Origin of the sequence: Aurantimonas coralicida DSM 14790, assembly GCF_000421645.1 — a bacterium.
Taxonomy (GTDB): domain Bacteria; phylum Pseudomonadota; class Alphaproteobacteria; order Rhizobiales; family Rhizobiaceae; genus Aurantimonas; species Aurantimonas coralicida.
Genome location: NZ_ATXK01000021.1, coordinates 1 through 11,267 on the forward strand (window position 1 = coordinate 1; position 11,267 = coordinate 11,267).

Below are 11,267 nucleotides of genomic sequence, written 5' to 3' on the forward strand. Positions count from 1 at the left end.
GAGACGCTCCAGTGCGCGGACGAAAGCCTCCGCTTCCGCATCGTCAAATGACTGTACATTTTGGGTTCGAATCAGCCCGAGGCGAGCCAAAGTAGGCTTAAGGCCGGCCTCTCCGAGGACCCGCAGCACGGTCGCAAGCCGTCGGTAATCGGCCGTTGAGAGACGTCCAACCATCATCGGGGTTGCACTCTCCGTGGACCCAAAGCAACCATGGAGTCACCCCGCTCAATTTTCGCCTGCTGATAAGTGAAGTTGCATCGGAATTGGTCATCTATCTGCCTGTATTTTTTACCCCCCAAACAGTCCTCCGCTCTTGGGAGGTTTAACCGCGCCCGTCTTCACATCAAAATTCAGCCGTACTTCGGCTCCATCCATCATATAGTATACGACTTCGTATTCCCCGCGTGAGTAAGAAATACTCTTGATGGCGTGAAATCCTGCACGCCCTTCGGTTTCCGAGATCAGTTGTGAAAGCTTGACGCTGCCTTTGGGCGGAAGGTCGGCCGGGAGTTCAGGCGACTCCTGAGAGGCTGCCACGGCGCCTGAAAGGGTCAGGATTGCAAAGGCAACAATGCTTATCTTCAGTCTTGACACTCGAAACTCCCATATCCTGCTGACCGGCCGAGCCGATCCCTGCGGGATAGGATACCGGTTGCCGAGGGATCTTCAAGTTTGCAGAGTGTCCGCTCGTTTTAACTCCTTTGCAGCGGGAACCGCGATGGCCAGGGTGCATTGCATCGTGTCAGGGCGCAAAGCGTTGGGAACAAGAAATGCATATTCGCAAGCTCGGCTCGGAAGGACTTGAGGTTTCAGCACTCGGCCTCGGGTGCATGGGGATGTCTGAATTTTACGGCAGTCGCGACGAGGCCGAGGCAGTCGCGACGATTCACCGGGCACTCGACCTTGGCGTCACATTCCTCGACACCGCCGACATGTACGGCCCCTTCACCAATGAGGTCTTGGTCGGCAAGGCCATCGCAGATCGCCGCGACAAGGTCGTATTGGCGACCAAGTTCGCGAACGTGCGCGGCGAGAACGGTGAATATCTCGGCATTCGAGGCGATGCAGAATACGTGCGCCAGGCCTGCGACGCGTCGCTCAAGCGCCTCGGGGTCGATCATATCGATCTCTATTACCAGCACCGGGTCGACCCCGAAACACCGATCGAGGAAACGGTGGGCGCCATGGCCGAGCTGGTGAAGGCTGGCAAGGTCCGCTACCTCGGGCTTTCTGAGGCGGCGCCGGAGACGATCCGCCGTGCGCATGCCGTGCATCCGATCTCGGCTCTCCAGACCGAGTATTCGCTGTGGAGCCGCGAGCCGGAGGAGGAGATCCTGCCGACCGTGCGCGAACTCGGCATCGGCTATGTGGCCTACAGCCCGCTCGGACGGGGCTTTCTCACCGGACAGATCCGCCGCATCGAGGATCTCGCCGAGGATGATTACCGCCGCGACGCTCCGCGCTTCCAGGGCAAGAACTTCCAGAAGAACCTCGATCTGGTGGCCGAGATCGAGACGATGGCCCGCGAGAAGGGCTGCACGCCCTCCCAGCTCGCCCTCGCATGGCTCCTCGCCCAGGGCGAGGACATCGTTCCGATCCCGGGAACCAAGAAGCGCGCGCGGCTTGAGGAAAACGTGGAGGCGATCGAGGTGCGGATCACCGCTGAGGATCGCGCCCGGATCGACCGCATCCTGCCGCCCGGCGCTGCCGCAGGGACGCGCTATGCCGCACCTCAGATGCAGGCACTGAACCGGTGAGCGGCGAGCGACTCGAAGGCAAGGTCGCGATCGTTACGGGCGGCGGGCGCGGGCTCGGCCGGGCGATGGTTCTGGGCCTCGCGGCGGCGGGCGCGCGGGTTGTCACCACCGCATCGCGCGAGGCGACCGAAGTCGAGGCCGTGGCCCGCGAAGCCGGCGACGACCGGGTTGCTCCGATGCTCGCCGATGTCTCACGCGAGGAAGACTGCGCCCGCGTCGTCGCAATGGCGCTTGATCGCTTCGGCAGGCTCGACATGCTCGTCAACAACGCCGGTCGGGGAATGAAGTATGTCAGCGAGCGCTTCCTGACTGACCCGACCCGGTTTTGGGAAACCGATCCTGATGTCTGGCGCATGGTGATCGACACCAACGTCAACGGTCCCTTTCTGATGGCGCGAGCTGCAGCCCCGGTAATGATTGCGGCAGATCGCGGCCGCATCGTCAATGTCACGATGAATCACGCCACCATGCGACGGCGCGGCTTCTCACCCTACGGCCCATCCAAAGCGGCACTTGAATCTGAGACGATCATCTGGGCGCAGGATCTCCAGGGCACAGGTATCACGGTGAACGGCCTTCTCCCCGGCGGCGCGACGGCGACAGGCATGATTCCGGACGGCCTCCCTCAGGAGGTGCGCACCGAACTGCTCGATCCTGCAATCGTCATCCCGCCACTTCTCTGGCTTGCCTCGGAGGCATCAGAGGGGGTGACAGGGTGCCGGATCGACGCCTCCCGCTGGAGGAGAGAGCTACCGGAAGCTGAAGCCGCCAAGGCAGCAATGGATAATGCCGGCTGGGCCGTCGCCTGATCCGGAGGCCGCCATGGGCGCGATAGATCGCGGCGCACGGGTTTCATCATGAAATCCTGCGTTCCTTTAGTGTTTGTGCATAAAATAACCGTTTTGCACGGGAGCCAAGTAGCTGAATAATCCGTGCTTTTTTGTGCGAAAATGACGTGCATAATAGGGCATGACAGAGCTACTAGAACAGGCCGTTGAGCGCGTACGTGCGCTGCCCCCCGATCAACAGGACGAGTTCGCGCGCGTCCTTCTGCGCCTCACCGGGGACGACGAGGCCGTCTATCAACTAAGCCCCGAGGAAGAAGCCGACTTGATCGAGGCCGAAGCCGAGATCGAGCGCGGCGAGTTCGCTACCGCTGCCGAGGTCGAAGCCGTCTTCTCGAAATATCGCCTTTGAGGCTGCGCTACACGAGAACTGCGCTTCGCCAGATCGAGGACGCGCTTTCCTACACCGCTGTGCGTTCGCCGCAGGGAGCGGCCGGAATGCGCGAGCGCATTCTTGCCGCCGCCGCCTTGGTGCAGGATCACCCACGCGCCGCGCAGGCCACCAGCCGCCCCAACACACGGCGCGTTGCCCTGACGCCCTATCCTTACGTCCTATTCTACCGCATCGCGGCCGACGAGGTGGTGATTACCCGGCTTCGTCACGCAGCCCGTAGGCCCCTCTCCGACGCGCGCCGGTCATGACGGTCTACGGCTATGCCCGGGTAACCGTACCCCTTCCCAGAATTCCGATCACAGCCTCTCACTGTATTCGTACGGTTTGAAACAGAATTACCAATTCTGTTTCAAAGATGGCCTAATGCCTTGCGATATCCTTTGGCTGAGTTGGTCCGTTAGCGTTCTATCTGCCTGAAATGGTAATAAAGCTGACGTCCCCCTTCTGGCTTTTCTAGAACCTCGAAAAGAAGACTATATCCGCCACGCGACAAGTCGATCCGCTCCTCGTCCGCGAGGCCAGTGTTTTCAGAAAACCATTGGCAGGCTGCGGCCATTGTCCGGCAGTTATTATCGTCATCGAATAATTCTTTGGATCTTGTATGATCTACAAGGACAGTCGCCGTGTATCGTAAGGGATCGTTATCTCCCATTTCTGCCATATAATCTTCCCAGATTTTTACAGAAATATTTGCGTGCTCACCGGATCGCATTTTCATGCTGAGTTCAATTTCCGGGCTCTTGATTGTAATTATATTTTCTAAGTGATCGTCAATGGGTGAACGCTTCTTAAAGCGACCAAGAAGTTTCATTCTGCTTTGCCTCTCGGTTGCCGTTTGCCTTTTGCGGTGTCGAGAAGACGATAATTGAAGACGCGCGCGTAAGGAAATATGCGGAATCTGAAACAGAATCTTTGTATTCTGTTTCAATGACCGACCTGATCGACCCTGCTGGCAACCGCCTGTATCTGACCGCCGCCGAACGCGCGGCTTTCCTCACAGCCGCCGCCAAGGCTCCGCGTGAGGTGCGCTCGTTCTGTGAGGTGCTGCATTTCACCGGCTGCCGGATATCCGAGGCGCTGGCACTGACAATCGGCCGCGTCGACATCGACGGCCAGGCCCTGGTCTTCGAGACGCTCAAGAAGCGCCGCACGGGCATGTACAGGGCCGTTCCCGTACCGCTACGCCTCATCGACACGTTGGTGCTTGTCCACGGCGTCAGGGAAGCCCGGGGGCGCCAGAGGAACTGTTCGCTCTGGTCTTGGAGCCGGACGACGGCCTGGCGCAAAGTGAGGACTGTCATGGCGGCCGCCAGCCTCGAGGGACCGCAGGCGACACCCAAGGGCCTGCGGCACGGCTATGGGGTTGCCGCGATCGGCGCGACGGTGCCGCTCAATATGCTATCGAAATGGATGGGGCATGCCGCCATTGAGACGACAGCGATCTACGCAAACGCCTTGGGCGAAGAGCAAAGATCCATCGCCGAGAGGATGTGGAAATAACTCCCCCTACAAGGCCCCGCATCATCTCCTTGCCTGACACCCTAAAAGGGTCGGGGTGGCCGCCAGGGTGCTGGCCCATCGGCGGATGAACTTCGTTCGTACCGCTGGTTGGCAGATGCTGGCTGCTGTTTCTTCCTGTGCTCCTGGGTCTTTGTCTCCGATGACGATGCAGGCACAGGATCCATCGCGGGAATCAGTGGTTCGGGTAGCCGTGTCGGTCGTGGCGAAAGATCACGCCCCAGAATGGCCAAGGCTCTCTGCCTGAGCGCCGTCAGGCGCTCACGGCCGACGTAGATTGCTCGTGAGACAGTCAGCGCCGCGATGACCCGTCGGCGCTGACGACCTGCACCAGATGCTCCAGCGTGTCCTCCATCCGGTCCAGCCTCTGGCTCTGTGCGGCGAGCATCTGAACGATCAGGTCCAATGCCTCGATGACGGGATTCTCCTCGATCTCGCCGTCCTCGCCGGCAAGCGCTTTCAGAGAGCCCTCGATCCCGATCAGGCGCTGTCGCGCCTCGATTGATAGGTGGCCGATCTGACTCGTCTGGCGAAGGATCGTCTCGGCCCTGGACGAGGTCGTCGCGGACTTTGACTGCGCTTGGGATGATGCCTCGAAGCCTGGCCGAGACGGCTCGGCGTCTTTCGCCGACGAGCCGGTCGACACTGCCGATCTCGACGTCGCCGATGGCGACGATCCAGACTCCACGCTTCTCACCTTGTCTGAGTTCAAGGCCGTCCTCAGCGAGGACGGCCGCAAAACTTCTTCCGTCATCTGATCTGCTCCATGCGGCTCGGACCATTTCTCGCTGAGCCACTATATCGACGCCCCGACGGTCCGCCTTCATCCGCTTCTCGGCTGAAAGTCCTTGCGGCCTTGGCGGCGTCTCCCCGTGCGCGGCACGCAGGCTGGCGACGACATCGTGGCGCCCGGTTTTCTCCAGGTGCCGCACGCTCGCGGAGTGGTGACGGCCGAGGACATGCCTGTCGCCGACCTCGAATTCGGCGATCCGAACCGCTGTTTCGACGCGGATCTTCTCGAAACCGGACCGCAACAGCGAGCCGGACGCCCCGGCACGACCGACGACGATATGTGCATGGAGCTCGCCCGTGCCGGTTCGGCGGTCTTTCCCATGAATTTCGACAGCCCATGACTGATCGGTCACCCCGAGTTCCCGCAACACGATCTCGGCGGCACGCATCAACGCGGCTCGATCGAGGGAAGAACTCGGCGACAGATGGAGGTGCAGGAACGGGCGCGCCTGCACTCCTCGCGCGGCTGCGAGAAGACGCGCCTCTGCAACCAAGCCGGCCATGTCGGCCGCGGCGGTGGTCGGTCCAGCGACATAGACGGCGCCACCCGGTTGTTCCTTACCGAGATGCGCGACGAGAGCCTCGGCGTCGCGGGCGCGGCCGCCAAACTTGGTGACCCCGCCGATCATCGGTCGGAGGCCCCCAGCTTCAGGATCGCGGCATGGACCGCTGCGAGATGATGCGAAGCCTGGTCAACGGCGCGTCGATCGATGCCACCCCCGGAATTGGCAACGGCCGCCACTTGATTGACGTTGTTGCCGATCCGGGCCAGCGCGGTCAAAAGCGGGGCGAGCGCCTGCGCTTGGATATCCCGCCGCCGGGCCGCCTTCGGCGCCGGCAGGCGCGCGGCACGCAGCACGGCCTGGCGGGCAAAGCTGCTGACGCCAATACCCCGAGCCTCGGCGGCTGCCACCACGACGGCACGCTCGTCAGGCGTCATCCTGACGCCGACGACGGCAGTCGTCCGCCGTGTTTCCGTGCCGGATCTCTCACTCATTGATGCGGCCTCCGGCGGGGTTCCACAGGGGGTGCCAACCCCCTTGGCCAGATAGCGCGGTGAAACCGCGCGCTGCTGGCTACTGCGTCTACTGACCGCCAGTGTGCCAGCCAAGACGAAAAAAGCGAGTCCTTTGTGGAGGCGGCGTCTGATGCCGAGCACCTACGGAGGCCGTTCGCGAGCGCGCCCTCAGGCAGCGCTGTAGCGAGCGGACGGCCGGGCAGGTCGAGTCGACAATGAAGGGGTTACGGTGACGAGGGATCGTCCGGCTTCGCTGCCGCCAGCCGTCTTCGGGGGGCCTTCTGTGAGGAAGCCTTTTCGAGCGAGGCCCAATCGTCCGGAGGATTGCCCTTGTCGAGCATCCCCTTGAACACCGCATAGGCGTCCGTCTTCGCGCCGTATGTCCGCAGCGTCGTCTGATCGTTGACCCAGGCGAACACGATGATTTTTGCCCGGCTGTCATAGCGAAAGAATAGCCGGAACCGGCCGCCGCCGAATTTCGCCCTGAACCAGTGCTTGCGATCGGGGCCGAGCGTGTTGCCCTGGCGATAGTCCTTGCGGGTCGGATCGTCCGGGATCGTCTCGAACATCAGCGTGCGTAGAGCCGCAAGCAGTTTGGTATTGGCGGCGCCCTTGTAGCCTTGGGGGTCCTTGGCCCGTGCTGTCTCAACGGCCCTCGCCAACTTTTCTAGCTGATCAAGCAGCAAGGGATGGGCGAGAATAGTCCAGCTATTGATGATCGTCATTGGTCAGAGCGAGACCTGGCCTTCGATCTCGTCCTCGGGGTCGACCATCATGCCCTCAGTCAGGCTAGCCATACGCTCCACCAATGGTAGCGGAAAAGCTCGGATGTTCTCGGGGTGCTCCGCCATGTCCCGAGCCAGGAAATCGAGGAATCTACCGATGACGGGATCGGTATCCTCTCCCTCGGCACGGCGCACAGAAACACCCCTCTCATCCACTACGAAAGCGATTTCGTCGCCATAGCCGACACCGAGCGCCTGGCGGACGGCCTTGGGAACCGTTGTCTGGCCTTTGGCGGTAATCTTGCTGCGTTCTTCGACAAGAGCGGTCATAGCGAACTCCATCTCGCTGCAATGTAAGGATTTATCCTTACCAATATCAAGGCGTGCAGGAAAGCCCGCCCCTTCGCGTTGAGGGGCAGGAATATCTATGGGCGGTCGGTTCAGCTTCATGGGGCGGGATTTCAGTCGGGCGGAACTGGTCGGACTGCCCATTCCTTCTCTTCAGAGCCCTTGCGGCGGGTCTTCTGGATGCGGCTTTTGCCCTTAAGATATGAATCTGTATCCGTGGGGTCGGGATTTCTGGACCCAGTCCTCGGACCACGCTGCAGCCACATCCGCCATTCGGGGGAAACGATCCGCACGGCGTTTGGTAGATTCTTCTGACCGCGCCGGCGGCGCTCCTCGATCATCACCAGTCCGGCTGCCTGCGCCCGCCTCAGCGTCGCCTGGGCGAGCGAGCGGCAGACTCCGGCCCGCGCCGCGATTTCACCGAGCGAGCGGTCACAAACGCTCGTTCCATGACTTGTCTCGTCGGCCACGATCCGCAGGACAGCCAGTTCCCCGGTCGTCCATGCCGCCGCGAGCTGCGGCGGCATGGGGCCAGATGACGCCAACCGTCGGCGGCGGTCGATCCGCTTCGGATGCTTGCGGGCGTGCTGCGGGCGGCGCTGTGGAAAAATTGACAAGCGCCTCTGAGGAGGAGTGCCCCAGGTCACAGGATGCCGATCTCGATACAACGGACGCCGGGCCTCAAGCGCTTCCGCGAGAGACTGCGCCTCGGTATCACTTAATGAGCCAGCCCCGTGCGCACGCCAGAGATCGCGGGAAATAGGGTCGAGTTGCGATGGATGTGCCGCATCAATCGCACTCGCAAGGTAACTTGCGAACATGCGTCCTCCGGTGAAACCGGACGAAAAGCGGCCACGTACCGGCAAAGCTGCGCCATGCACAAAAACACACGTTTTTGCGTTGACTCGGCCTGGAGGTTTTGGGAAAGTCGAGCAACCACGAACGACTTTTCCTGGCCTCGTGCCAGATGCGGCCCGGTCCTCTCGACCGGGCTTTTGCATTTCTGCGCCATGAATCACGCATTGCCGGCAATGATGCCCGCCAAGACTGTATGACGCAAGAACGAAGGCTCTCCGCTACAGGCAACTGAGGGGGATCCGTTATTGGAAGGTGAGAGGGGTCCGCTGCCAATAAGGCCTCCCCCAAGTGGGGAGCATTGGTTAACGAATCACTCCTATGCTGGGCCCATCACGATCCAATGGGGGTCCTCCATCATGTCCAATAGCGAAACGCACGTCGTCGTCACTTTGCGAGAAATCGCTGAAGCGCATGGGATCGGCGTCGAAGCCGCTCGAACCAAGGCGAAGCGACGTGCCAACAAAGGTCGCTGGCAGATCATCGAGGGCAATCATCCCAGCGACCCGATCCGGGTTTCGATGCCAACAGAGGACCTACAAGGACGCTCCGTCACCCCCAACAACGGCCCCCTTTCATTGGAGATAACGGATAACCCCTCTCAAACCTCCTCCAACACTCTCCAATATGGGTCCCCCGTCACCATCGAAATGATGGTGAAAATGTTGGAGTCGCTGACGGATCGCGTCGCCGAGTTGACTGACAACGCGATGGAGAGTGCGAAGGCACAGGGAGAAGCCGAGAAAGACGCGGCTCTTGCTAAAGCCGAGCTGGAACATCTTCGCGAGAGGATGTCATACCAGGAGAAAGCCCATCAATCCGAGGTTCAGCGTCTTCAATCCCTGGCTACTGGCGAAGCAGAACGGGTTCGGCGCGAACTTGCGGAACTCGTGGGCGATCGCGACAACCTCGCCGAAAAGCTTACTGCTGCAGAGCTTCGAGCTCGGCGGTGGTGGCATCGCTTGGCCGGATAAGAGCCAATATGGAACCAAATCTTAAGTATTAGCCAAGTGTCCCGAAAATATAAAAATCTGTGAGGTTTTCCATGGTCGGCGGCGCGCCGATTCTGCTGTGGTGGCGTCTGCGGTTGCCTTGATTTAGCCGCGCAGCGACGTCATTTTATGGCGGAAGCGGAGGTATTCCAATGATCGGCGACATTCAGATCAAGCTTGGCGGTACGGCGCTGACGGCGCGTGTCGGATATGACGGCGTTCTGGCTCGCGGACTCGGCAGGCTTTGGCGAGGGTCCGTCCGCAGCACCGAGTTCAGGGGCCAGGCCGACGCAAACTTCTCTGTTTTGGAAACCTTGGAGAAGGTGACCGTCGTATTCCAAGTCCCCGGCTACAGCCGCGACGAGCTGTTACTGGAGGCCACCCCCCATTCGGTTCGACTGAGCGGCCCCAAGCTTTCGACGGAAGGCCGGAACGGAGGTGCGCTTGACCGGCTCGTGCCCTTGGTCGAAGCCGTAGAGCCGGAGCGCATCACAGCGACCCTTCAGGATGGTCTACTGACGGTGGATCTTCCGAAAGCTGCGTGGGTCCAGGGAAAGGCCCGCCGCGTCCCCATCAATGCTGATCCTTCAGTTGCGACGGCGCAGCACAAAGAGCAGCCAGATAATCACGCCTAGCCCGAACGCAATCAGGGAAATAACGGATCGCGTCGGGTCTTCACCCGACGACAGCGAGAAGAGAGCGCCCGAGAGAATCAGTGCCGCCGCCACCACGGCATTAGCCAAGGTGTCGCCGGCACGGCGCAGGGCGTCGCTGAGATCATTTAGATTCGCAACTGAAACCTGGACGGCGATTCCTTCGCGCTTCAGTCGAGCCACGACCTTCCGCAGAGCCTCGGGCGCTATGTTGGCGAGCTGATCGAGCTCCTTGAATGCCCGAAACCCCCGCGCCGCCAACGCCTTAAAGCTGAAGCGTTGCGCGAAGACTTTCAGCATGACTGGCGTGATGGCCTCAACCACGTCCAGGTCAGGGTCCAGTGTTCTGGCCAAGCCTTCAGAAATACCAAGCGCTCGCATCAAGAGGAGGAGATCGGGCGGGAGCGCAAGTTCGTTTTCCCGGGCAATCGAGATGAATTCCGTGATCGCCTCGGCGAGACGGATATCGCGACCCGATTGAGCACCGTAGCGCGAAAAGAACTGATCGACGGCCGGTTCAAGACCTGGCGGCGGCGGGCCGGATCGGCGAGCCCAGTCCATCAGGACGTCCGTGACCGCCCCGACGTCGGCATCGACCAGGGACCCGAGAACGACGAGCACCTGTTCGCGACGCTTCGCTGAAAGCCGCCCGACCGAGCCAAAGTCGAGCAAGGCGAGCTGGCCTTCCGACGTGACCAGCACATTTCCGGGGTGAGGATCGGCATGGAACACGCTCTCTTGAAGCATCAAGGCCAACAGTCCTTGGGCTGCTTCCGGGGCAAGTGCGCGGGCGAGCGCCGGCTCCGAAAGCCTGAATGCCTGATTGGGGCTCCTGCCAACGATGCGATCACTGACCAGAGTCCTGCTCGTGCTGAACTGCGGATGGACACGCGGCACGACAAAGACGCTGGTCCGACAACGGACATCCTCCTGGTTGCGTGCCTCGATCCTGAAGTCGATCTCCTCGAGAAGCGCTTGCGCGAGCTGCCCGACCACGCGGACAGGTTGATGTCGCCTAAGTCCGGGAGCCCGCCGTTCGATCACCCGTGCGGCGGCCATGAGCAGCCGCAGGTCGGCGCGCATCACCTCCTCTATGCCCGGCCGCCGTACCTTCACGACGACAGTCTCGCCCGTGCGCAGCCGGGCTTCGTAGACCTGACCAATGGACGCGGCAGCGATGGGCGTGGCCGAAAACTCGGCGAACACCTCTGCCGGATCAGCGCCCAGGTCATCCACGAGTTGGGAACGTACTTCCTCAAACGGCACGGGCGCGACGGCGTCGTGCAACCGGCTCAGACGCTCCGTCAGCTCGGGCGGAAGCAGATCCGCGCGCGTTGCCATGATCTGCCCCAGCTTGACGAAGGTGGGGC

The 11,267-nt window shown here is 61.4% G+C and carries 16 protein-coding genes; 8 read left to right on the plus strand and 8 right to left on the minus strand.

Features of this window, described 5'->3' with window-relative positions:
* Window positions 1-288 precede the first annotated feature (288 nt).
* Window positions 289-594, minus strand: coding sequence for a PepSY domain-containing protein (locus H536_RS24655; RefSeq protein ID WP_162142677.1), 306 nt, complete (start codon window positions 592-594; stop codon window positions 289-291).
* Between the two features lie 176 nt (window positions 595-770).
* Between H536_RS24655 and H536_RS0121655 the strand changes: the two genes are divergently transcribed.
* The 4 genes from H536_RS0121655 to H536_RS0121670 all read left to right on the plus strand — a co-directional run bounded on the left by H536_RS0121655 (window position 771) and on the right by H536_RS0121670 (window position 3,244).
* Complete coding sequence (locus H536_RS0121655; RefSeq protein WP_024352404.1) at window positions 771-1,757, plus strand: aldo/keto reductase; 987 nt, start codon at window positions 771-773, stop codon at window positions 1,755-1,757.
* Window positions 1,754-2,566, plus strand: coding sequence for an SDR family NAD(P)-dependent oxidoreductase (locus H536_RS0121660; protein WP_024352405.1), 813 nt, complete (start codon window positions 1,754-1,756; stop codon window positions 2,564-2,566). The genes H536_RS0121655 and H536_RS0121660 overlap by 4 nt, the downstream gene beginning before the upstream one ends.
* Before the next feature lie 160 nt (window positions 2,567-2,726).
* Entirely contained in the window at window positions 2,727-2,954 is a 228-nt protein-coding gene (locus H536_RS0121665) for a hypothetical protein (RefSeq protein ID WP_024352406.1), read from the plus strand.
* The gene (locus H536_RS0121670; RefSeq protein ID WP_024352407.1) at window positions 2,951-3,244 is read left to right on the plus strand and encodes a type II toxin-antitoxin system RelE/ParE family toxin; all 294 of its coding nucleotides are present in this window, start codon (window positions 2,951-2,953) and stop codon (window positions 3,242-3,244) included. Before H536_RS0121665 ends, H536_RS0121670 begins: the two co-directional genes overlap by 4 nt.
* A gap of 149 nt (window positions 3,245-3,393) precedes the next feature.
* On the opposite strand, the gene H536_RS24660 is transcribed toward H536_RS0121670, so the two are convergent.
* A complete protein-coding gene (locus tag H536_RS24660) occupies window positions 3,394-3,807 on the minus strand; it encodes a hypothetical protein (protein ID WP_155898590.1) in 414 nt (137 codons plus the stop codon).
* Between the two features lie 116 nt (window positions 3,808-3,923).
* On the opposite strand from H536_RS24660, the gene H536_RS0121675 reads away from it, so the two are divergent.
* Window positions 3,924-4,496 carry a tyrosine-type recombinase/integrase gene (locus H536_RS0121675; protein ID WP_024352408.1) on the plus strand — a complete coding sequence of 191 codons (573 nt, stop codon included), beginning with the start codon at window positions 3,924-3,926 and terminating at the stop codon, window positions 4,494-4,496.
* A 310-nt stretch (window positions 4,497-4,806) separates the two neighbouring features.
* Here H536_RS0121675 and H536_RS0121680 read toward each other — a convergent pair whose 3' ends face one another.
* Window positions 4,807-5,268: a hypothetical protein gene (locus H536_RS0121680; protein WP_155898591.1), complete on the minus strand. Its 462-nt coding sequence runs from the start codon at window positions 5,266-5,268 to the stop codon at window positions 4,807-4,809.
* Between the two features lie 118 nt (window positions 5,269-5,386).
* Here H536_RS0121680 and H536_RS0121685 point away from each other — a divergent pair, with 118 nt between their 5' ends.
* Window positions 5,387-5,647 carry a hypothetical protein gene (locus H536_RS0121685; RefSeq protein WP_024352410.1) on the plus strand — a complete coding sequence of 87 codons (261 nt, stop codon included), beginning with the start codon at window positions 5,387-5,389 and terminating at the stop codon, window positions 5,645-5,647.
* 284 nt (window positions 5,648-5,931) lie between these two features.
* Here H536_RS0121685 and H536_RS24845 read toward each other — a convergent pair whose 3' ends face one another.
* The 4 genes from H536_RS24845 to H536_RS24665 all read right to left on the minus strand — a co-directional run bounded on the left by H536_RS24845 (window position 5,932) and on the right by H536_RS24665 (window position 7,924).
* Entirely contained in the window at window positions 5,932-6,303 is a 372-nt protein-coding gene (locus H536_RS24845) for a plasmid mobilization protein (protein WP_024352411.1), read from the minus strand.
* Between the two features lie 245 nt (window positions 6,304-6,548).
* Entirely contained in the window at window positions 6,549-7,049 is a 501-nt protein-coding gene (locus tag H536_RS0121695; protein ID WP_024352412.1) for a type II toxin-antitoxin system YhaV family toxin, read from the minus strand.
* A gap of 3 nt (window positions 7,050-7,052) precedes the next feature.
* Complete coding sequence (locus H536_RS0121700) at window positions 7,053-7,499, minus strand: type II toxin-antitoxin system PrlF family antitoxin (protein WP_244495493.1); 447 nt, start codon at window positions 7,497-7,499, stop codon at window positions 7,053-7,055.
* A gap of 11 nt (window positions 7,500-7,510) precedes the next feature.
* On the minus strand, window positions 7,511-7,924 hold the full coding sequence (locus H536_RS24665) for a hypothetical protein (protein WP_155898593.1): 414 nt from the start codon (window positions 7,922-7,924) through the stop codon (window positions 7,511-7,513).
* Window positions 7,925-8,611: 687 nt separating this feature from the next.
* Here H536_RS24665 and H536_RS0121705 point away from each other — a divergent pair.
* Both H536_RS0121705 and H536_RS24035 read left to right on the plus strand, forming a co-directional pair.
* Window positions 8,612-9,226, plus strand: a complete 615-nt coding sequence (locus H536_RS0121705; protein WP_024352414.1) for a hypothetical protein — start codon at window positions 8,612-8,614, stop codon at window positions 9,224-9,226.
* Window positions 9,227-9,396: 170 nt separating this feature from the next.
* On the plus strand, window positions 9,397-9,879 hold the full coding sequence (locus H536_RS24035; RefSeq protein WP_024352415.1) for an Hsp20/alpha crystallin family protein: 483 nt from the start codon (window positions 9,397-9,399) through the stop codon (window positions 9,877-9,879).
* On the opposite strand, the gene H536_RS0121710 is transcribed toward H536_RS24035, so the two are convergent.
* Window positions 9,832-11,267: ABC1 kinase family protein (locus H536_RS0121710; protein ID WP_024352416.1), on the minus strand; the 1,436-nt coding region annotated here is incomplete at its 5' end. The genes H536_RS24035 and H536_RS0121710 overlap by 48 nt on opposite strands.